At 44.1% G+C, this 20227-nt stretch carries 22 protein-coding genes; 12 read left to right on the forward strand and 10 right to left on the reverse strand.

All coding sequences use genetic code 11. The features are described 5' to 3' along the window. On the forward strand, positions 1-1341 hold the full coding sequence (locus BTO09_RS07305) for a dihydroorotase (RefSeq protein WP_087524152.1): 1341 nt from the start codon (positions 1-3) through the stop codon (positions 1339-1341). Further along, positions 1341-1892 (forward strand): DUF4296 domain-containing protein, encoded by a 552-nt coding sequence (locus tag BTO09_RS07310; RefSeq protein ID WP_087524153.1) that lies wholly within the window; start codon positions 1341-1343, stop codon positions 1890-1892. Before BTO09_RS07305 ends, BTO09_RS07310 begins: the two co-directional genes overlap by 1 nt. Here BTO09_RS07310 and BTO09_RS07315 read toward each other — a convergent pair. Then, entirely contained in the window at positions 1870-2877 is a 1008-nt protein-coding gene (locus BTO09_RS07315; RefSeq protein WP_087524154.1) for an NAD-dependent epimerase/dehydratase family protein, read from the reverse strand. The two genes, BTO09_RS07310 and BTO09_RS07315, sit on opposite strands and share 23 nt — an antisense overlap. Before the next feature lie 99 nt (positions 2878-2976). Here BTO09_RS07315 and tyrS point away from each other — a divergent pair, with 99 nt between their 5' ends. After that, positions 2977-4275 carry a tyrosine--tRNA ligase gene (gene tyrS / locus BTO09_RS07320; RefSeq protein ID WP_087524155.1) on the forward strand — a complete coding sequence of 433 codons (1299 nt, stop codon included), beginning with the start codon at positions 2977-2979 and terminating at the stop codon, positions 4273-4275. Between the two features lie 163 nt (positions 4276-4438). On the opposite strand, the gene BTO09_RS07325 is transcribed toward tyrS, so the two are convergent. The 5 genes from BTO09_RS07325 to BTO09_RS07345 form a co-directional block, all read right to left on the reverse strand. Further along, on the reverse strand, positions 4439-4951 hold the full coding sequence (locus BTO09_RS07325) for a DUF350 domain-containing protein (protein WP_087524156.1): 513 nt from the start codon (positions 4949-4951) through the stop codon (positions 4439-4441). A gap of 6 nt (positions 4952-4957) precedes the next feature. Further along, positions 4958-6001, reverse strand: a complete 1044-nt coding sequence (locus BTO09_RS07330; RefSeq protein ID WP_087524157.1) for a hypothetical protein — start codon at positions 5999-6001, stop codon at positions 4958-4960. Next, positions 6002-6976 (reverse strand): acyl transferase, encoded by a 975-nt coding sequence (locus tag BTO09_RS07335; RefSeq protein ID WP_087524158.1) that lies wholly within the window; start codon positions 6974-6976, stop codon positions 6002-6004. Positions 6977-7060: 84 nt separating this feature from the next. Next, positions 7061-8023, reverse strand: coding sequence for a T9SS type A sorting domain-containing protein (locus BTO09_RS07340; protein ID WP_087524159.1), 963 nt, complete (start codon positions 8021-8023; stop codon positions 7061-7063). Positions 8024-8099: 76 nt separating this feature from the next. Continuing rightward, entirely contained in the window at positions 8100-9056 is a 957-nt protein-coding gene (locus BTO09_RS07345) for a T9SS type A sorting domain-containing protein (RefSeq protein ID WP_087524160.1), read from the reverse strand. 304 nt (positions 9057-9360) lie between these two features. On the opposite strand from BTO09_RS07345, the gene BTO09_RS07350 reads away from it, so the two are divergent. Both BTO09_RS07350 and BTO09_RS07355 read left to right on the forward strand, forming a co-directional pair. Beyond that, the gene (locus BTO09_RS07350; protein WP_087524161.1) at positions 9361-10044 is read left to right on the forward strand and encodes a response regulator transcription factor; all 684 of its coding nucleotides are present in this window, start codon (positions 9361-9363) and stop codon (positions 10042-10044) included. Positions 10045-10056: 12 nt separating this feature from the next. Continuing rightward, positions 10057-11097, forward strand: coding sequence for a cell wall metabolism sensor histidine kinase WalK (locus BTO09_RS07355; protein WP_087524162.1), 1041 nt, complete (start codon positions 10057-10059; stop codon positions 11095-11097). Here the strand turns inward: BTO09_RS07355 and BTO09_RS07360 are convergent. After that, the gene (locus BTO09_RS07360; protein WP_087524163.1) at positions 11080-12132 is read right to left on the reverse strand and encodes a glycosyltransferase; all 1053 of its coding nucleotides are present in this window, start codon (positions 12130-12132) and stop codon (positions 11080-11082) included. The genes BTO09_RS07355 and BTO09_RS07360 overlap by 18 nt on opposite strands. A 76-nt stretch (positions 12133-12208) precedes the next feature. Here BTO09_RS07360 and trmB point away from each other — a divergent pair, with 76 nt between their 5' ends. The 7 genes from trmB to BTO09_RS07395 all read left to right on the forward strand — a co-directional run bounded on the left by trmB (position 12209) and on the right by BTO09_RS07395 (position 16841). Then, the gene (gene trmB / locus BTO09_RS07365; protein WP_087524164.1) at positions 12209-12886 is read left to right on the forward strand and encodes a tRNA (guanosine(46)-N7)-methyltransferase TrmB; all 678 of its coding nucleotides are present in this window, start codon (positions 12209-12211) and stop codon (positions 12884-12886) included. Between the two features lie 30 nt (positions 12887-12916). Continuing rightward, positions 12917-13549 carry a LysE family transporter gene (locus tag BTO09_RS07370; protein WP_087524165.1) on the forward strand — a complete coding sequence of 211 codons (633 nt, stop codon included), beginning with the start codon at positions 12917-12919 and terminating at the stop codon, positions 13547-13549. After that, entirely contained in the window at positions 13546-13881 is a 336-nt protein-coding gene (locus tag BTO09_RS07375; RefSeq protein WP_087524166.1) for an MGMT family protein, read from the forward strand. Before BTO09_RS07370 ends, BTO09_RS07375 begins: the two co-directional genes overlap by 4 nt. A gap of 115 nt (positions 13882-13996) precedes the next feature. After that, on the forward strand, positions 13997-15136 hold the full coding sequence (locus BTO09_RS07380; RefSeq protein ID WP_087524167.1) for an Mrp/NBP35 family ATP-binding protein: 1140 nt from the start codon (positions 13997-13999) through the stop codon (positions 15134-15136). Positions 15137-15138: 2 nt separating this feature from the next. Then, on the forward strand, positions 15139-15375 hold the full coding sequence (locus BTO09_RS07385; protein WP_087524168.1) for a NifU family protein: 237 nt from the start codon (positions 15139-15141) through the stop codon (positions 15373-15375). Between the two features lie 69 nt (positions 15376-15444). Further along, a complete protein-coding gene (locus BTO09_RS07390; RefSeq protein ID WP_087524169.1) occupies positions 15445-16503 on the forward strand; it encodes an NAD(P)/FAD-dependent oxidoreductase in 1059 nt (352 codons plus the stop codon). Between the two features lie 5 nt (positions 16504-16508). Continuing rightward, on the forward strand, positions 16509-16841 hold the full coding sequence (locus BTO09_RS07395; RefSeq protein WP_087524170.1) for a 2Fe-2S iron-sulfur cluster-binding protein: 333 nt from the start codon (positions 16509-16511) through the stop codon (positions 16839-16841). Here the strand turns inward: BTO09_RS07395 and BTO09_RS07400 are convergent. The 3 genes from BTO09_RS07400 to BTO09_RS07410 all read right to left on the reverse strand — a co-directional run bounded on the left by BTO09_RS07400 (position 16838) and on the right by BTO09_RS07410 (position 20178). Next, a complete protein-coding gene (locus tag BTO09_RS07400; RefSeq protein ID WP_087524171.1) occupies positions 16838-17734 on the reverse strand; it encodes a metallophosphoesterase in 897 nt (298 codons plus the stop codon). The two genes, BTO09_RS07395 and BTO09_RS07400, sit on opposite strands and share 4 nt — an antisense overlap. A gap of 87 nt (positions 17735-17821) precedes the next feature. Beyond that, positions 17822-19000 carry an acyl-CoA dehydrogenase family protein gene (locus tag BTO09_RS07405; RefSeq protein ID WP_087524172.1) on the reverse strand — a complete coding sequence of 393 codons (1179 nt, stop codon included), beginning with the start codon at positions 18998-19000 and terminating at the stop codon, positions 17822-17824. An 86-nt stretch (positions 19001-19086) separates the two neighbouring features. Beyond that, positions 19087-20178 carry an SRPBCC family protein gene (locus BTO09_RS07410; protein WP_087524173.1) on the reverse strand — a complete coding sequence of 364 codons (1092 nt, stop codon included), beginning with the start codon at positions 20176-20178 and terminating at the stop codon, positions 19087-19089. Positions 20179-20227: the final 49 nt, after the last annotated feature.

A 20227-nucleotide genomic window follows, 5' to 3' on the forward strand; every position in this document is an offset into this window, starting at 1 on the left:
ATGAGAGATATTCTTATAAAAAATGCCCAAATAGTTAATGAGGGGCAGGTAATGAAAGGCGATGTACTGATCCAAGGAGATCGTATCGCAGATGTTGCCGATAGCATTAGCGTAAAATCTGCCGATACCAAGGTTATCGATGCAGATGGGTCTTTTTTGATCCCGGGAGTTATAGACGATCAGGTGCATTTTAGAGAACCTGGTCTAACCCACAAAGGAGATATAGAAAGTGAATCCAAGGCGGCGGTTGCCGGAGGGATCACCACTTTTATAGAGCAGCCTAATACCGTGCCACAGGCTACGACCATAAAATTGCTAGAAGAGAAATTTAGTAGAGCAGCAGAAGTTTCATGGTCTAACTACTCTTTTATGTTCGGTGGGACCAATGACAATTTAGAAGAGCTTAAAAAGGTCGATCCGACCAAAGTGGCGGGTATCAAATTGTTCTTAGGATCCTCAACAGGGAATATGTTGGTGGATGATCCTGAAGTATTGGAGGCCATTTTTTCTAGTACAGACCTTAGAATATCCTTGCATTGTGAGGACGAGCAAACCATCCGCGATAACCTGAAAGAGCATAAAGAGATCTACGGTGATGACATTCCAATGGAGCTACACCCAAAGATCCGCAGTGAAGAGGCTTGCTATATTTCATCGAGTCAGGCTGTGGCCTTGGCCAAGAAAACAGGAGCTCGTATTCATGTGTTCCACCTTTCTACAGCCAAAGAGACAAAACTCTTCAGCAATAAAAAACCGCTAAAGGACAAGCAGATCACCGCAGAGGTTTGTGTGCATCACCTGCATTTTACAGACGCAGACTACAAGACCAAAGGGTCTAAGATCAAGTGGAATCCTGCAGTAAAGACCGCAAAAGATAAAGAAGGCCTCTGGAAGGCTTTACTTTCAGATAAGATCGATGTAATTGCCACCGATCACGCCCCACATACGCTAGAAGAAAAATCCAACCCTTATACCTCTGCCCCTTCTGGTGGGCCACTGGTTCAGCACGCTTTAGTGGCGCTTATGGAATACGTACATCAAGGGGTCATATCTATAGAAAAATTAGTTGAGAAGATGTGTCACAACCCGGCCATTCTCTTTGAGATCAAAGACCGTGGTTATATTCGAAAAGGGTATAAGGCCGATCTTGTTTTGGTAGATCCTAGCGCACCTTGGACTGTAAATAAGGACAATATCATGTACAAATGCGGTTGGTCTCCTTTTGAAGGAACCAGTTTTAAATCGCGTGTTACGCATACTTTTATAAATGGTACCTTGGCTTACGAGAATTTCCATCTGATAGAAAAACCTAAGGCCGAACGTCTGACCTTTAATCGTTAATGAAGAAAATCTGGTACATAGGCATCGCACTCCTGCTTTGGCAGTGTCAGGATATAAAGTATCCTGAGGCTCCCGAGAACCTGATAGATAGGGAAACGATGATCCAAGTGTACACAGATGCTTATTTGGCCAATGCCTCTAAGAATTTCAACAGGACTATCTTACTCAGAGAGCAAATAGCACTTACCGAGTACATCTACAAGAAATACGACATTGATAGTTTGCAATACGAAAAGAGCAATGCCTTTTACAGCGCAGATTTGGACAATTACAGAGATATGTTTCTCCAAGTTCAGGAGAATATCAATGCCAGATTCCGAGAAGTTGATTCTATAGTTGAACAAGAGGAAGAAGAAAAGAAGCGCTACAAAGACTCTATGCGCGAATTGCAAAAGCGCAGGCGAGACAGCCTTGGTTTGGGTATACAGGACAGTACAGAACTCGACACTTCTATTCCGGCTAAGACCGAGGACAGTCTTACAAAACCAGCTGTTAAAAGAACGCTTCAGGGAGAGATCGCTCCTAAATCTAAAAATGATTCTGGGCTTTAAAAGCGTCACAGATTCGCTCTATAGTCTGTTCCCAAGGCGTGAACTCAAAATCGAGTTTCTCCTTTATTTTGTCGCTTGAATAATTGGATTGTTTATAGATGGAGTCTACCAAGGCCTGAGATAAGCGTTGAGACGTTCCCAAAATTCGACTGGCTAACCAATCTGTGCTTGCCGCGATGCGCATGCACCATTGCGGGACTTCGTATCTTGGTTTGCTACTGCCAAACGCTATGGCCAAGTTGGTAAAAAAGCTTTTATAGTCCTTATTGTAGGCAGATAAGAGGAACTTCTCTCCCTCGCAGGCGGCACTATTTGCAATTAGAATTGCTGCTTGTACTACATCCTGAACATCCACAAAGCCAGATCCTCCAGGGGTGTAGAAAGGCATACCATTGGCTCCTTTTTTAATTAGATTTCCGCTGGCGGAGTTCCAGTGTCCTTCTCCTAAGATCACCGAAGGCAGTAACATACACACTTTTAGACCTTCTTGCCCGCCACGCCAGATCTCCATTTCGGCGCCGTATTTAGAAATGGCGTAACCGCTTCCGGGTTGCTGCGGATTCCATTCGGTTTCTTCGGTTATGGCCTGACCTGCAAGAGCTTTGCCCAAGGTGGCTACGGAACTGATATGACAGATCTTAGTAACGCCCTTGCTAAGCGCTACATTGACCAAGTTCGCCGTGCCTTCTATGTTGATCTTTCTGAGTTTTCGTTGGTCTCTCGGATCAAAGGAAATAAAGGCTGCGGCGTGATATATGGTGGTGATTCCTTGGCAAGCAGCTTCTAAAGAGATAAGATCTAAAAGATCGGCCTCTAGCCATTCTACCTTATCCAATTGTGCTTTTGAATACCTGGCCGCGACCATCTTAAACTTTTCCAAACTGGCCTCGTCGCGATATATCGCGCGGACCTTATGGTCTTGGGCGGTAAGGCTACAGACTAAATGACTGCCCACTAAACCGGTGGCTCCAGTTACAAGAATCATGCTGCTAAGGTACTGCAATCACAGCAAATGCAGTTAAAATTGCCGCCCTGACTTTCATATTGAGAGGGGGTCGGCTATCTTTGCCCAAAATTTATAGCGATGCCGACCAATTTTGTTGCCGAATTGCAATGGAGAGGGATGATTCACGATGTGATGCCCGAGACAGAAGAACACCTTAATGAGGCCATGCGTGCTGCCTATGTTGGTTTTGATCCGACTGCAGATTCCCTGCACATTGGGAACTTGGTCCCCATTATGCTCTTGGCGCATTTTCAGCGTGCCGGGCACAAGCCCGTTGCTTTGGTTGGAGGTGCAACCGGGATGATCGGAGACCCTTCCGGTAAATCCAGCGAACGCAACCTTTTGGACGAAGCTACTTTGCGTCACAATCAGGAATGTGTTCGCAAGCAGTTGTCTCATTTTCTCGATTTTGACTCCGGAGCAGAAAACCAAGCCGTAATGGTGAACAATTACGATTGGATGAAAGAATTCTCCTTTCTGGATTTTATTCGTGATGTTGGAAAACACATTACAGTGAACTATATGATGGCCAAAGATTCGGTTAAGAATCGTCTTTCGGGAGAAACGGCTCAAGGTATGTCATTTACCGAGTTCACCTATCAATTGGTTCAGGGCTATGATTTCTTGCATTTGTATCAGCACGAAAATTGTACCCTACAGATGGGCGGAAGCGATCAATGGGGGAATATTACAACAGGTACCGAGCTCATTCGTCGTATTGGCGGTGGCAAGGGCTACGCATTGACCTGCCCGCTGATCACCAAAAGCGATGGCAGTAAATTTGGTAAAAGCGAAGGAGGCAATGTTTGGTTGGATCCAAAACGCACTTCTCCTTACAAATTCTACCAGTACTGGATAAACGCTGCCGATGAAGACGCAGAGAACTACATAAAGATCTTTACATTCTTAGATCAAAACACCATTGAGCAGCTTATCGCCGAGCATAAAGAGCAACCACATATGCGTTTATTGCAAAAGCGATTGGCTGAAGAAGTGACCACAACAGTTCATGGACAAGAGGCCTTGGAGCAAGCTGTGGCTGCGTCTAATATTTTATTTGGCAAGGCCACTGCGGATGGCTTGCGCGCATTAGACGAACAGACCTTTTTAGATGTTTTCTCCGGAGTGCCTCAGGCGGAACTATCTAGAGCAACCTTGGATCAAGGAGTAGATATGATCGCTGCTCTAGTAGAACATTCGGGCTTTTTAAAGTCGAATGGAGAAGCGCGCCGTGCGCTAAAAGAGAATTCTATCTCGGTAAATAAGGAGAAGGTTTCAGAAGACAAGACCTTAGACGCATCAGACCTTATAAATGATAAGTTTATTCTGCTGCAACGCGGAAAGAAGAATTATCTGGTCTATCAAATCGTAGACTAAGTAAAAACCCGCTTCCAACGAAGCGGGTTTTTTTCTAACCAACTAATTAACTAACCAAATTATGAAGATTAACTTTTCTAATTCATAGAAAACGCGTCTTAGCATCGCGTTTAAAAAGTTACTTTCTCATTCTTGGGTAATCAGTCGTAATATTTTCTAAAGCTTACAAAAAGTTTGAAACCTCCGGAAAGGGAACCATAGTACTGATCAAAACAGCTATGGAGTCTTTTACGATCAAGGTAATGGCGATTAGCAAACTGGATACCATGGTCGCTACGGCTGCATTGTTATTCTTAATGGCTTCGAACTCATTGATGCGTTTGGTCAAAGCCGAGAACAAGAGGAATACCGCTGCGTTTATGAGCACAGCTACAATGAATCCAACTGTTAGACTCAGGCCGGCGTAAGTGAGCACCTGCCCTGTACTCAAGCCGGGATCTTGAACAACGGCAGCACGGATCACATTGGTGATCGAGGGAACAAGCTCGCTTAATATTAATCCGATCGAGATAAATATCCCTCCGCAGAAAATGGCAAAAGCCTGATTAGAAGCTTCCAGGCGTTCTTGCCTAAAGAAAAAGTACTTCAAGAGTTTAAAACTCATAAAGAAAATACCCACAGAAAGTATCAATCCAATGACTAGCTCCAGTAGCGATAAATAAAACAAATTGTCCATAACCAATTATTTACTGTTTAATACGATCTCCCAGTGTGTCAGGTCGTCCATATTGGCACTAAGTTGACCGATTCTGAAATATTTTGAGGTGGTCTCCCACACATAATAGCGTTTACCGCGCCAAACTTTGTAAAGGCCACTGGCGGGAATATTCAAGCCTAAAATGGAATGCCTGTAATAACTGCTGTTCAGGATAGCCACATCATAATCAAAATGCTTAAGTACACTGTAGAGCAGCACAGTGCGTGTATCACAATCTCCTTTTAATGTAGCGATGAATTCCGCAGGGGCTTGTATACCAAAGACCTTATTGCCTATACAGCAGTCTGGGCAATTTTGCAATACGGTTCTAATATTATCGTCTTCGTACTGATCTGCGCTTTGGCAGACTCCCTGAAACACCAAGGCATAAGGTATGTCTTGGATGCAACTGGTCACCATTTGGGCAAACTCCATTTGATTGAGCTGCTGTTGCTCTCCTATTAGGGCAAAAGTTTCGTAGAGCAAGGCCAGACTCTCTTGGCTTCTATTATCTAAAAAGGCGTATAGATCTCCCCAGAAATACTTCGGATTCCCTGCAGGTTGGTAAGTGGCAGCTATGTCTTGAAGCGCTAGATAGTCTTCTTGAGTTACTCTAAGTGGTCCTTGGTAGGATTTGCCGTTATTGTCTTTCCAATTGCGATATGAACTCCAGATAGGAATGGCTTGCTCATTAACAACAAGGGTGTCTGCGCTCACCGTGTTTTCTTCGGAATAGTCGTAGCTATAGGTCGCGGTGTGTTCTCCCACTTTCTGCAAGAAAACTGCGAAACAGATCATCAGCACCAATATAAAAATGACGCGGTAACGCATTCTAGAAATGACATCGGTCTCTGCTTTGGGTCTTAAAATTTGTTTTACCAACCAACTGGCTGCCACCACCGCTATAAAATAGATCAGTCCGGATTTTATGCCAAAGGCATAGAGTGCCCCAAAGACCGCAAGGGTGATCAGCAATAATAAAACCAGCCACAAACAGCCTCTTGCCAGATTGCAAGCCGATTTACTCATTTAAAGAACCATTAGATTGCATCCGCGTAGATCGCTTTGATCAAATCTACCTAAAATTTCGAAACTGCCATCAGGATACACCCTACCCAGGTCTTGGGTAGCGATAAAACTGCAGGAATAGTAATTGGCTAGGTCTATCACAGAGACGCCACCTGTACCTCCAGAGTGGTAGTGGAAGGGGTCGTTGGGTTGGCGTGTTAGAATTTTCATCCATGGCGGAGCCGTGAATCTTCCAGCTCCTTTGGAGTAAGCCTGAGACAAGAGCTCTGTCATGCCGTATTCAGAATGTATCGCGATTGGCCCAAAGGCTTTTTGAAGCTCAGCGTGAAGCTCCGTTCTTATCATTTCTTTTCGGCGGCCTTTCATACCTCCGGTTTCCATAATTATACCCTTTTTTACAGCTAGGGGGCCTAATCCGGCCAAGTCCAGAAGTGCAAAAGATACTCCGATCAGCAAATATGGCTGGTTCTCTTCTTCTAATTGAATCACCATTTGGCGTAAGCCGGCCAAGTCATCCAAATAAAAGCCACTTCTTGTATCTCCGCTCGTATTGATCCACTGACCTACCATATAGACCAAAGAGGCATCGTTGCGTTCTAGATAACTCGGTAGTAAACCTAAGATCACATAGTCATTTAATGAACCGTAGTACTTTTCAAATCCAAGGGTGAAACTCAGTTCATAAAGGGAAGGGTCTGCTACAAAATGTTCGCTGGGAACACTGCCGGTTGTCCCACTACTTCTAAAAGTTAGTGCTGCGGATTTTTGATCGGAAATAAGACGATGCTCCTTAAATAGTTCCACAGGCATAAAAGGGATATCCTCCAGTTGCTTCACCCTTTCAGGTTCGCGCCCCAAATAATCGCAAAATTGTCTGTAAGGCCTGCAATGTGCGTACTGATACTCAAAGACTTTCAGGGCCGACTCTAAAAAGTTTTCGGCCGTAGTATCTCTTAGCAGTTGTTTGGGATCCATTCGCGCTGAATTGCGGACTAAAAATAATCAAAAAAAAGCGCTTCCAGAGCGGGAAGCGCCTTGCTTATTACTATCAAATTCGAATTATCGAACCACTAATTTTTCAGTTGAAGTAAAGCCGTCTTCGGTCACTTGCACCATATAGACACCAGCCTTTAATGTTGTAATGTCCAAAAGAGTGTTTACTATTTGATCTTCCAAAACAATTTGTCCTAGCATGTTGTAGACTTTAACCTCTTTAGTTTGGTTTGTGGCAGAAGAGATATAAAGCAGTCCGCCCTGAGCCGGATTGGGATAAATAGTAAAGCCTTTATCATTGAACTCGTCAACCCCAATAAAACTATCGGCAGTTACAAGGATATTGTCAACAAACATGGCTTCGCTACCCGAATTGGATCTAAATTCAATGATCAATACTGCATTCTGTGCATCCCAAAGACTGGCATTTAGAGAAATCCAGCTGCCTTCTATTCCCAGTTCATCAATATCAAAACCGTTGGTGTTTAGTATGTCAATTTCTTCGTCGGTAACGGCGTTTCTGGCATAAATTCGAATTACATCATTGCTAGAGTTGTTGGCACCATCGGTATATTCCCAGCCTGTGTCTTGGATAAAAACATCCATGCTTACTACTATGTCGCCAATGCCACCTAATTCTAATTCGTCAAAAGTTAGGATCATGTTCCCGTCTGCATCGCTAAACTGATATCCCTGGGTTCCGTCAGTGTAGGCTCCTACGGTTCCGGTGAAATTGGTAATACCTACAAAATTTCCATCGGTCAGGCCATCGCCTGGAGTGTCATAAGGTACATAAGACGCACTGTAACCTAAAGGGAAAGGCCCAGTTCCCGCTGCATTAACCGGGGTTTGTCCATCGTTGTTTATTAGGTCATGGGCCACAGTTGGATCTCCGGTGTCTATGTACTGTCCATCATTCACGCCAGTCTCGATAGTAACTTCTTCGAAGCTGGTAATAGCGACCTCGAATTGCGCTTGCGCGGCCCATCCGAAGTAAAACAATAAAGAAAAAAGTAGTAGTTTTTTCATAGCTAGTTGATTTACTTAAAGATATAAAAAAAAGCCCTCCGTGGTGGAGGGCTTTCTCTATAATCAAAAGGTCGAATTAACGAACCACTAATTTCTTTGTAGAAGTAGCACCGTTCTCAGTAACCTGAACCAAGTAGATTCCAGAAGACAAAGCTCCGATGTTCAAGCGAGAATTAGTCACCTGAGATTGTAGAACTTTTTGTCCTAGAACGTCGTAAACAACTACGTCTTTGGTTTGGTTAGTGGCAGAAACGATGTTAAGCACGTCGCTTGTTGCTGGGTTAGGATACATGGTGAATCCGTTGTTGTTCTGGGTGTCAACACCTAGAACCTCTTCTCCTTGTACTACTATGTTGTCAATGAACATAGCTTCAGATCCAGAGTTAGAACGGAATTCGATAACCAATTGGATAGTAGCCTCGTCTGGAACATTTACAGATCCGTTTAACCAAGCTCCTTCGATACCAAGATCGTTGATGTCAGAACCAAAAGTGTTTAAGATGTCGATCTCTGTAGAACCAGTAATGTCTCTCACAAAAATGCGGATCACATCGTTCGCACTGCTGTTCGCTCCGTCTGCGTATTCGTAACCAGTTGCCTGGATAAAGTAGTCTATACTAACACTTACGTTTTGAAATCCTGTAAGATCCAACTCTTCGAACTCAACGATCATATTACCGTCAGCATCCTGAAATTGGTAACCCTGAACTCCATCAGTGAAAGCACCAACTGTTCCGGTAAAATTAGTTACCCCAACAAAATCTCCATCTGTTAGACCAGAACCCGGCTCGTCATAAGGCGTGTAACGCGCGTTCACTTCCATTTCTGTTCCTCCAAACTGATCTACAGGGGTTTCACCTGCGTTGTTGATAAGGTCGTGTGCCACAGTTGCATCACCTGTGTCTGTGTATTGTCCGTCGTTTACTCCGGCTTCAATAACTTCCTCTTCAAAACTTGTACTTGAAATTACTACCGTCTGCGCCTGCATGATTCCTGCTAGCATAAGGGTTGCAATGAGTGTAATTTTCTTCATTATTACTTTAGTTAAAAGTGATGACTCAAAGATACAATAATACCTGTAGCAGCCTCTTAAATTATTTCTAAAAAAAGCCTCTTAACCAAATAATAACACGGGTCTTACTACTTATTGTAGAGTCCTTTAGGCGCTGCGGACTATGTTAACCGAATGTTTTGATTGCTTTACATAAAGTTTATATCTTGTAAAGGTTGTAGGCACCCGCCTTTAAATAACACTATCTTTGAGTCATTCAGATCCGCTTGGATATGATGTAAACCGCCGGTGAATTTGAGTTTACCGCCTGTTAAAATTGAAATCGATGAAGAAAAAGGATATGAAGATCCTCCTGGTTGACGACGAGCCAGATATCTTAGAAATCGTTGGGTACAACCTTTCTAACGAGGGCTATCAGATCGCGACAGCAGAAAACGGATTGGAAGCTATCGAAGTCGCTAAGAAGATCAACCCACATCTCATTATTCTCGACGTAATGATGCCAGAGATGGACGGCATGGAAGCCTGCGAGAAATTGCGTGCTATCCCTGCGCTCTCAGAGACCATCATCGCCTTTTTAACAGCTAGGGGAGAAGATTATTCGCAAGTTGCCGGGTTCGAAGCTGGAGCCGACGATTACATCACCAAGCCTATCAAGCCTAAAGTTTTGGTAAGTAAGGTAAAAGCCCTTTTAAGACGCTTTAAAGATGCTGATGAATCAAGTGCTGCTGTGAGTTTAGGAGATCTGGTTATCAACAGAGAAGAGTATAAGATCATCAAAAAAGGGAAGGAATTGTTCTTACCGCGTAAAGAGTTCGAACTACTCGCTTTGCTGGCTTCCAAGCCTGGTAAGGTCTTTAAACGCGAAGAGATCTTAGAAAAAGTTTGGGGTAACGAGGTTATCGTTGGAGGTCGAACGATCGATGTTCACATTAGAAAACTTCGCGAAAAGATCGGAGATAAGAGTTTTAAAACGGTCAAGGGTGTAGGCTATAAATTTATTGTCTAATCCTATTGGGCAGTGTCCAGATCTGATTCTAAATATTCCTTTGCGGTGGTCACATCGCTTTATCTGGCGATCCTGATCAGCCTGGTGTTTTTCCTGTTTTTAAAGTTTACCGATCAGTTAAACCTTTGGTATGTGGTCGGCGCTTTTCTTTCCATTTGGGTACTGGGAATCCTCGTTGTAGAATTGCGCACACGCAGATTTATTCTGAGACAGATCAAGAGTATTTACGATGAGGTGAGCTCCTTAGAAGAAACCACTTTAGAGAACGACAGTGTCACGACCGATCTGGCGTCTTTTTCTAAATCCGTAGAGCGTTTTACCAGAGAGAAACGCATGGAGATCGAGGCCATGCAGATCCGCGAGAACTACCGAAAGGAGTTTATGGGTAATGTGTCCCACGAACTCAAAACACCTTTGTTTACCGTACAGAGTTATATTCTCACTTTATTAGATGGAGCCTTAAAAGACAAGGCGGTTCGCAAGAAGTATCTGGAACGAGCCAGTAAGGGCGTGGAGCGACTTATTGTAATTGTTCAAGACCTGGATATGATCTCTAAATTAGAAGTGGGAGATCTGAATTTGAACAAAGAACGCTTTGACATCATAGAGCTTTTGCAAAATGTATTCGACCTGTTCGAGATGCGAGCTCAGAAGAAAGGCATTACCTTGACCTTTGACACCCAATACAATAAACCGGTTATGGTTTATGCAGATCGAGAGCGCATCCAACAGGTAATTACCAATCTTATCGTAAACTCCATCAAATACGGAAAACAGGATGGTACCACAGAGGTAAGTGTAGAAGATCTTATCCAAAATAAGGTGATCATTCGAGTTACCGACAATGGAGAAGGCATTGAAAAGGAGAATCTCACGCGACTTTTCGAACGTTTCTTTAGGGTAGATAAAAGTGGTTCTCGTAAAGAAGGTGGCTCCGGATTAGGCCTTGCTATCGTAAAGCATATTCTAGAAGCTCATGGCGAGAAGATCTATGTAGAAAGTGAACTTGGAGTGGGGTCTGAATTCTCTTTTACCTTAGAAATGAGCAAATAGGTCCGAGAGCTTTATTTGATCGTGACTCATACGCAGGCCCGAGTACAAAGGCACTTTACCCAGGGCTTCCAAACTAAATCTATCTTGAGTAACATAGGGAACAAGGCCTTGGGCAGATAGTTTCTTGGCCAAATATTCTTGCTCGTATTGCCCAGGTGTTGGAATAAACAAAGCTTTCTTTTCTAATGCGGCCAGGTCCATAATAGTAGTGTAGCCTGATCTGGAAATTATCACTTCGCTCGTGTTAATGGCAGTTTCGAGTTCCTCCGAAGTCATATAAGAAACTACTTTCACGGCTCCGTGAGCATATCGCTCTTGTGAACCATCTGGCTTTCCTAAAACACAAAGTACACGCTTATCCGTGTCTTTAAAAGCTTCAAGCAGGATATCTTCTAAGAGGCTGCGTTGCGGCTCTGGGCCGGAAAGCAGTAACAAATAGTCGTATTTTATGGGGAGGTCTCTTTTTGTAAACCGACTCAGTGCACCTATATAACTGGTGTTCTTTGGAGGCTTCGCCGGATGTCCTAAACGCCCAGACAAGTTTGGTTTTGCCTTGTGGTCAGGCACCCAACAAGCGTCAAATTTCTTGATGATATACTTGTGCAGCTTAGAACTGATACCTGTTGTAGATCCGCTAAGCACCTCTAATTGATGCGTAATAAAGACAGAATAAACCGCAGCGCTTCGCACACCCAGACGGTTGTCTGAGATGATACCATCTACAAGTCCATCGTCCACCCATTGTTCTACTAGTTTACGTTCTTCTTTTGCTGCTTTGAGCATTCTTGGGCTCTGCAGTAGCATTTGGGCTTTAAACAAGTGTTTTTTCTTGGAGTAACTGATGTTGTAACCCGGAAGTTCTTTGTAGGGTAATTGCGGAAATTCTTCGCGCAATAAGGCCAAGGCGACGCCGTCACTGGCAAGGAGTACCTTATACTGCTGCGCCAATAAGGCACGGATTATTGGGATACAGCGGGTGGCGTGTCCAAGTCCCCAGTTCAAGGGAGCAACTAATATTGTTTTGTTCGGTTTCATTGGGGGTGTTCAATTGCAAAAATAGCAATATGGTGGGGGATTTTATTTCCTTAATTTTACCAAAATTTAAAATTCGGTGGGCAGCAAGAACAAACTGAAAAGATTCCGGGAGAACGAGACCTTCGACAATGTCATTCAACCAACCAGAGAAGAGGTTGTTACCAATGCTTTAAAGCTAAAAGGCAATTGGAATCGTGAGGTCTTTAAAAATGACAATCCCTTAGTTCTAGAACTCGGTTGTGGAAAGGGGGAATACAGCGTTGGTCTTGCACAGGCGAATCCCGATAAGAATTTTATTGGGATTGATATCAAAGGAGCTCGATTTTGGCGTGGTGCTAAAACAGCTCTAGAAGAACAACTTCCCAATGTACGATTCTTGCGCACCCAGATCGAACTGGTCGACTATCTTTTTAACGCCGATGAGGTTTCGGAAATCTGGATCACTTTCCCAGATCCGCAGATCAAATACAAACGTACCAAGCACCGCATGACCAACCCTGTATTCTTAGCCAAATACAGAAAAATTTTAGGCGATCCGGGTTTGCTACACCTAAAGACAGACAGCGAGTTTATGCACGGTTACACTCTAGGTTTGCTACAAGGAATTGGTGCCGAAATCCTATATGCACATCACGACGTTTACGGCAATGACTATTCTCCAAAAGAAGTGACCAGTATCCAAACCTACTACGAAAAGCAGTATTTGGAACAAGGCAAAAAGATAACTTACCTCAAATGCCATTTGGGGAAATAATTTTTTATCTTACCCTTGTAAAGTACCTCTATGGGGCTATTTCCACATTTGATTTTCGGTTTTGTTGCAGCCTTTATTGGGGTGATTCCTCCTGGTTTATTAAACATTTCTGCTGCTAAGATCAGCATGCACGAAGGGCGTAAAAGCGCCGCAACCTTTGCTGTGGGTGTAGGGGTTACTGTTCTTGTTCAGACCTATATCGCACTCTTGTTTGCGCGCTATCTGGAAATGCATCCAGAGATCATTCAGCTCTTGCGCCAGATAGGTTTGGGGATCTTTCTTTGCCTTACGGTATATTTCTTTTTTATCGCTAAGGACTCCAGACGCAAACCTGCCGACGAGGTAACTAAAACCGGTAAAAACCGTTTCTTTCTAGGGATGCTGTTGGCTGCTTTAAACCTACTGCCGCTGCCTTATTGGGTGTATATCAGTATTACTTTCAATGCCTTCGGATGGTTTGAATTCACGCCAAATGCAATTTTACTGTGCGTACTCGGATCTGTTCTAGGCACCTTGGCCATGTTGGGGATCTATATACAGTTCTTTAAACACCTCAAGAAAAAACAGCGGACCGCCAAGGTCAATATGAATTATGTGATAGGAGCCATAACAGGAATTGTTTCCATACTCACACTCATTAAGATAATTAGCAATCTGGAATGACAGAAGTATCTTTTTTTGACCGAGTTTACGAGGTAGTAAGACAGATTCCAGAAGGCCGAGTAACCAGCTATGGCGCCATTGCCAAATATTTGGCTGCACCTAAAAGCGCGCGGATGGTCGGCTGGGCTATGAATGCCTCTCACGGGAAAGATGTCCCAGCCCATCGGGTAGTGAACCGCAAGGGACTACTAACGGGCAAGCATCATTTTCAAGGTACCAACCTAATGCAGCAACTCTTAGAAAACGAAGGAGTCGTTATTATTGACAATCAGATCCAAGAATTAGACAAGCACTTTTGGGATCCGCAGCAGGAACTACCTCCACCCTTTTAAATCTCCATATTCAACCCTGATTTTGGCATCAATCATTTTGATGCTCGGCTTTTATTTTGTGGGGCTTAAGTGGTATCTTTGTACTTTAGAATCTTTCTAAATACGAAAGTTTTTCATGAAGATAAAGAAACAAGAAGTACTGGATGCCTTAGCGACAATTTCTGTTGCGGGAGCCGGACAAAATATGGTAGAGAGCGGCGCGGTCAAGAATGTGATCGTATTTGCCGATGAGGTTGTAGTAGATCTGCTACTGACCACACCCGCCATGCATATAAAGAAGCGCGCAGAAGCCGATGTGATCAAGACCATACAAGAAAAGATCAGTCCGGAGGCTAAGGTGCAAGTAAACATAAAGGTGGAGGCCCCAGCTCAACCGCAGAAGCCCAATATGATCAAAGGAAAGCCAATTCCAGGTATCCAAAATATCATAGCAGTAGCTTCTGGAAAAGGTGGAGTAGGGAAATCTACAGTTACCGCGAATATTGCCGTGAGTCTACAGAAAATGGGCTTTAAGGTCGGAGTTTTAGACGCCGATATCTATGGACCTTCTATTCCGATCATGTTCGACGTAGCCGACGAGCGCCCGCTTTCTGTCAATGTAGACGGAAAGAGCAAAATGCGTCCGGTAGAGAGCTATGGTGTGAAGATCCTCTCCATAGGTTTCTTTACCCAGCCGAATCAAGCCGTTATCTGGCGTGGGCCAATGGCAGCCAAGGCTTTGAATCAGCTGATATTTGATGCCGCTTGGGGCGAATTGGACTTTATGCTGATCGACCTTCCTCCAGGGACAGGAGACATTCACTTAAGCATAATGCAAAGTCTACCTATTACCGGAGCTGTGGTAGTGAGCACTCCGCAGAATGTAGCATTAGCAGATGCCCGTAAAGGAGTGGCCATGTTCCAGCAAGAGAACATAGATGTTCCTGTTTTAGGTATCGTAGAGAATATGGCGTACTTTACTCCTGCGGAATTGCCTCAGAACAAGTACTATATCTTTGGAGACTCCGGAGCCAAACATTTGGCAGAAGACCTTCAGGTTCCGCTATTGGGAGAGATCCCATTGGTGCAAGGCATTCGAGAAGCAGGAGACGTTGGGCGACCAGCGGCTTTGCAAACCGAAACAGCCACAGAAGAGGCCTTTGAGTCGCTTACCAGAAATGTGGTAGAACAGACTGTAAAACGAAACGAAAATTTACCGCCTACAGAGGCAATAAAGATCACGACTATGGCTGGTTGTTCGGCTGTAAACAAGTAAAGATGACACAAGCAGAGGTAAAACAGAATGTAGAAAAGGCCTTGGATGAGATCCGTCCTTTTTTAGTTAGCGATGGAGGAGATATCTCTCTGATCGAGATCGCAGACGATATCGTCACCGTAAAACTACACGGCAATTGTGTTGCCTGTAGCGTTAACCAAATGACCTTGAAGAGCGGCGTGGAAATGACCATTAAGAAATACGTGCCGCAAATTCAGAAAGTGGTTAATGTCGATTAAATGATAAGGGTCATTGCTGTGTCAAGAGGCCCAAAATATATTTGCCCGAAATAGTACCGCATACACTTTATGATCAAAACCGATATACTCATCATAGGAGCCGGACCCACCGGATTGTTCGCAGTTTTTGAGGCTGGCTTGCTCAAGTTAAAGTGTCACTTGATAGACGCCCTGCCGCAACCTGGCGGACAGTGTGCAGAGATCTACCCTAAAAAACCGATCTACGACATTCCGGCCTTTCCAGAGATCTTGGCCGGAGATCTGGTAGACAATCTAATGAAACAGATAGCCCCGTTTCAGCCAGGCTTTACCTTGGGTGAACGTGCAGATACCATAGAAAAACAAGAGGACGGTACCTTTATCGTAACTACTAATAAAGGCACGAAACATCAAGCTCCTGTTGTTGCCATTGCAGGTGGCTTGGGAAGTTTTGAACCTCGTAAGCCACTATTAGACGGGCTTGATAAGTTCGAAGACAATGGCATTGCTTATATCATACGCGATCCGGAGGTCTATCGCGATAAGAAAGTCCTAATTGCTGGCGGAGGCGACTCGGCCTTAGATTGGAGTATTTTCTTAGCGGATGTTGCTGCGGAGGTTACCTTGGTGCACCGACGCAATGAATTCCGCGGCGCGTTGGACTCCGTAGAAAAAGTACAAGAGCTCAAGAATCAAGGTCGCATAAAACTAATAACTCCGGCAGAGGTAACTGCACTTCATGGCGAAGACCAATTAACTGCAGTAACGGTAACCAATTCCAATACCAAAGAAGAATCCAAAATAGAGATAGACAATTTTATCCCCTTGTTTGGGCTTTCTCCAAAATTAGGCCCCATCGCGGATTGGGGGCTCGAAATAGAAAAGAATGCGATAAAGGTAGACAACACTTTAGACTATCAGACCAACATTCCTGGGGTCTACGCTATAGGTGATGTAAACACTTATCCGGGTAAATTGAAGCTTATTCTCTGCGGATTCCACGAAGCTACTTTGATGTGTCAAAGTGCTTATAAACGAATCTTTCCAGACAAACGTTATGTGATGAAATACACCACCGTTGGTGGCGTAGAAGGTTTTGATGGTAGTAAGAAAGAAGCGCCCAAAGCGGTTGTAAAAGCGATCGAGTAAGTCTAATGAGCGATATCACCATCCACATTACAGATCGTGAGGGAACTACCCACGAAGTTCAGGCACCGACAGACATGAATATGAACCTGATGGAAGTAGTGCGCTCCTACGAGCTCGCTCCAGAAGGAACTATAGGTATTTGCGGAGGAATGGCCATGTGCGCCTCCTGTCAGTGTTATGTGGAGAGCGATCATGACTTGCCAGAAATGGGAGATGACGAGGACGCCATGCTTGGGCAAGCTTACTTTGTTCAAGACAACAGTCGATTAGGATGTCAGCTGCACATAACGCCAGATATGGACGGCTTGGTTGTTACCCTGGCTCCGGAAGAACCTTAAGCTATCATATAGTCAGACAAGAGCTGCGGCCCCTCTAACAGTACCCTTTCAATTTTTAAGACGCCAGTTTCATCGGTGGCCAATTGCCATTTGATCAATGAAATACTGCCATTTTCTATCTCGATACCGGTTATACTCCTCGGGTGTACGCAACTTCCATCATTGAAATATGGCGTTTCTCCAGGTTCTGGAAATCTTGGTCTGTGGGTATGTCCGCAGATGGTCATTAAGTGGTCACGATCGCGGATCCATTTCTTGGTGCGCTTCTCCACTTTAATGAGTTCCTTATAATTTTTCGCTGGACTAGTCGGATCGTAAATACCCACCACTTGCAATGGCTTCCAAAGTACCCGAACCAGAAAACGTCCCCATTTCCAAAACAAATAGTTCCACCAATCTGCTTGGTGCCCGTGGGCCATAAAGATCTCTTGACCGCTAGTCTCGTGTTTTAAAATAATGGCTTCGTTATAGGTGATCCCTGGAAACAAAGGCACCTCTTCTCCGGTCTTTGGATCAAAATAGTGTGACAAGTGCTTTTCTACGTAGCTCTTGTTCTTGTATACCATATCGTGGTTCCCATAAATAGGATGGAACCTGCATTCTTTGTGCATTTCTTTGAGCAACTTATAGACATTGGTATGTGCCGGATAGATATCTTCGAACTGACGGTTTTCCCAAAGTTCATCACCATCTCCAAGTTCAATGTAGGAGAATCCACTCTTATAATAGTGTTTCATGGCGTGAAAGTACATATGCCTGTTGCGGGCAAAGTCGTCTGCAAAACTGTTGTCGCCTCTGTGGCAATCGCTAAATAGGATGAATTTAGAACTGTCGTTGAATGGAAGCACTAAGGCATTCTTGTAGGCGCGGTCAAAACGGGTTTTGGTAGACATAGGTGTGCTTTCTCTCGAATAAATATCCACAAAAAAACCGAGGAATTAAAAACTCCTCGGTATTGATATTTAAATCGTGCTTGTTTTTTATTTGAAAGCGTTCTCTCCGGTAATGTCCAATCCGGTGATCAGTAGGTGGATATCGTGGGTTCCCTCATAAGTGATCACACTTTCAAGGTTCATAGAGTGACGCATTATGCTGTACTCTCCGGTGATACCCATTCCGCCTAGCATTTGTCGTGCTTCGCGAGCAATGTTTATAGCCATATCCACATTGTTTCTTTTGGCCATAGAGATCTGAGCAGAGGTTGCTCTACCTTCATTTCTCAACACCCCCAAACGCCAAGTTAAAAGCTGTGCTTTGGTGATCTCGGTGATCATCTCGGCTAATTTCTTTTGTTGCAATTGGAAGGCAGCAATTGGCTTGCCAAATTGAATACGTTCTTTAGAATATCTAAGCGCAGTATCGTAACAATCCATTGCGGCACCGATGGCACCCCAAGCGATTCCGTAACGGGCAGAGTCCAAACATCCAAGCGGAGCTCCAAGCCCTGATTTATTAGGTAGCAAATTCTCTTTGGGAACCTTTACATTGTCAAAGATCAATTCTCCAGTTGCACTTGCTCTTAGCGACCATTTGTTGTGGGTTTCCGGGGTACTAAAACCTTCCATGCCTCGCTCCACAATAAGTCCGTGAATTCGGCCTTCTTCGTTCTTAGCCCAAACTACAGCAACATCTGCAAAAGGTGCGTTAGAGATCCACATTTTGGCTCCGTTTAGCAGGTAGTGGTCTCCCATGTCCTTGTAGTTGGTGGTCATGCCACCTGGGTTTGAACCGTGATCTGGCTCGGTAAGTCCAAAACAACCCATGAATTCTCCAGAGGCCAGTTTTGGCAAATATTTTTTACGTTGTTCTTCGGTTCCGTATTTGTAGATAGGATACATCACCAAAGAAGATTGTACAGAAGCAGTAGAACGCACACCACTGTCTCCTCGCTCGATCTCTTGCATGATCAGTCCGTAAGAGATCTGATCCAATCCGGCTCCGCCGTACTCTTCAGGGATATAAGGGCCAAAGGCACCGATCTCGGCCAAACCACCTATGATCTGGTTCGGGAATTCGGCGCGTTGTGCGTAATCCTCAATAATTGGAGAAACATCTCGCTTTACCCATTCGCGGGCAGCATCGCGCACAAGCTTGTGTTCTTCGGTTAATAAATCGTCTACTTGGTAATAATCCGGAGCTTCAAAAAGATCGGGCTTCATTGCTTTGTATTTGGTTGTGCCAAAGGTAAATATTGCCCCGCAGAAGCGAAAAGGATTTCGTTAAAAATTAAAGCAACAAGCCAAGCTTAGGCGCGATTCAGAAAATGGGCCAATAAACGGTGAAAATGATGCACGCCTTGTTCTCGTGTAGGCGAGAATCTTCCGGCTTTGTAAAATTTAGACCTTAGACCATTGTGTACATTCTCTACCACGAATTCGTCTTCTCGTTCCACCTTTTCCAATTGGGCTCCTGCGCCTTTATTTAGTTTTGATGGATCCCAGACATAGCTCAAGAAAGAGACTTTGGTGCGCTCGGCACTTATAGGTTTCACCACATTGACCGAGCAGCCCCAAGGGTAAAAATTGAACATCATATTCGGGAAAACCCAATAGTAATATGCAGCCACTTTTTTGCCGTAGTCGATGTGTCCTTCTGGTAGCTCAAAGACCTCAGTGGCCTCGTCGGTGTAACCTATTTGTAAATTACAGTGCTCGTAACAGACGGTTTGGTAACTGCCATAGTCTAGAACTTCGTTCAATCCTTGGTGGACAAAGGGAATATGAAAGCCTTCTAAATAATTATCACAGTATAAGGCCCAGTGCGCGTGTACTAAAAAGTCTTTGCTAAGGGTTGGGTCAAATTTAAAATCATTTAGAGGTAAGAAGCCAACGCGCTCGTTAATACGGTCGAACACCTCTTGCAGGTCAAAGCTCGGTTCTAATCCGCCGAAAAGGAAAGGTCCATACTGCTTTAGTGGAAACCGATGCAGATTATCGCAAGGTCTTGGAAATTCTTCGGTCTGATCGAATTCTGGCATATGCTCAAAAGTACCAGCAAGGTCAAACCTACGTCCGTGGTAAAAACAGCTCAGTTTCTTAGCTTTCCCAGGGTGTAAGGCTACCAAATTTCCACGATGTGTACATACATTGCTCAACAGATGAAGATCTTCTTGGTTGTCTTTGGTGAGTACCATGGGTTCGGTTAAAAAACCATCGAGCAAAACAAAGGGATAAACCGACTGTGGCAAAGCAACCAGTGAGGTATCGCCTAACCACTGCCAACCTTTGTAAAAGACCTGCTCTTTTAAAGCTTCAAAAACCGCAGGGTCCTTGTAAAAGGATGCGGGCAGGGTTTCTGCTTTACGGATATCTGGATCGATGTGAAAATTAAATGCCACAATTACGTATCTTGACCATTGTACGCCCTAATGTAAGGATTTAAAATAC

It is taken from the genome of Gilvibacter sp. SZ-19, from assembly GCF_002163875.1.
Taxonomy (GTDB): domain Bacteria; phylum Bacteroidota; class Bacteroidia; order Flavobacteriales; family Flavobacteriaceae; genus Gilvibacter.

Excerpts from the sequence above, each read along its gene's own strand:
- BTO09_RS07345 (WP_087524160.1), bottom strand. The coding sequence starts at position 9,056 with ATGAAGAAAATTACACTCATTGCAACCCTTATGCTAGCAGGAATCATG.
- BTO09_RS07385 (WP_087524168.1), top strand. The coding sequence starts at position 15,139 with ATGACACAAGCAGAGGTAAAACAGAATGTAGAAAAGGCCTTGGATGAG.
- BTO09_RS07335 (WP_087524158.1), bottom strand. The coding sequence starts at position 6,976 with ATGGATCCCAAACAACTGCTAAGAGATACTACGGCCGAAAACTTTTTA.
- BTO09_RS07400 (WP_087524171.1), bottom strand. The coding sequence starts at position 17,734 with ATGTCTACCAAAACCCGTTTTGACCGCGCCTACAAGAATGCCTTAGTG.
- BTO09_RS07315 (WP_087524154.1), bottom strand. The coding sequence starts at position 2,877 with ATGATTCTTGTAACTGGAGCCACCGGTTTAGTGGGCAGTCATTTAGTC.
- BTO09_RS07325 (WP_087524156.1), bottom strand. The coding sequence starts at position 4,951 with ATGGACAATTTGTTTTATTTATCGCTACTGGAGCTAGTCATTGGATTG.
- BTO09_RS07330 (WP_087524157.1), bottom strand. The coding sequence starts at position 6,001 with ATGAGTAAATCGGCTTGCAATCTGGCAAGAGGCTGTTTGTGGCTGGTT.
- BTO09_RS07405 (WP_087524172.1), bottom strand. The coding sequence starts at position 19,000 with ATGAAGCCCGATCTTTTTGAAGCTCCGGATTATTACCAAGTAGACGAT.
- BTO09_RS07370 (WP_087524165.1), top strand. The coding sequence starts at position 12,917 with ATGGGGCTATTTCCACATTTGATTTTCGGTTTTGTTGCAGCCTTTATT.
- BTO09_RS07375 (WP_087524166.1), top strand. The coding sequence starts at position 13,546 with ATGACAGAAGTATCTTTTTTTGACCGAGTTTACGAGGTAGTAAGACAG.
- BTO09_RS07310 (WP_087524153.1), top strand. The coding sequence starts at position 1,341 with ATGAAGAAAATCTGGTACATAGGCATCGCACTCCTGCTTTGGCAGTGT.
- BTO09_RS07395 (WP_087524170.1), top strand. The coding sequence starts at position 16,509 with ATGAGCGATATCACCATCCACATTACAGATCGTGAGGGAACTACCCAC.
- BTO09_RS07390 (WP_087524169.1), top strand. The coding sequence starts at position 15,445 with ATGATCAAAACCGATATACTCATCATAGGAGCCGGACCCACCGGATTG.
- BTO09_RS07360 (WP_087524163.1), bottom strand. The coding sequence starts at position 12,132 with ATGAAACCGAACAAAACAATATTAGTTGCTCCCTTGAACTGGGGACTT.
- tyrS (WP_087524155.1), top strand. The coding sequence starts at position 2,977 with ATGCCGACCAATTTTGTTGCCGAATTGCAATGGAGAGGGATGATTCAC.
- BTO09_RS07340 (WP_087524159.1), bottom strand. The coding sequence starts at position 8,023 with ATGAAAAAACTACTACTTTTTTCTTTATTGTTTTACTTCGGATGGGCC.
- BTO09_RS07305 (WP_087524152.1), top strand. The coding sequence starts at position 1 with ATGAGAGATATTCTTATAAAAAATGCCCAAATAGTTAATGAGGGGCAG.
- BTO09_RS07380 (WP_087524167.1), top strand. The coding sequence starts at position 13,997 with ATGAAGATAAAGAAACAAGAAGTACTGGATGCCTTAGCGACAATTTCT.
- BTO09_RS07350 (WP_087524161.1), top strand. The coding sequence starts at position 9,361 with ATGAAGAAAAAGGATATGAAGATCCTCCTGGTTGACGACGAGCCAGAT.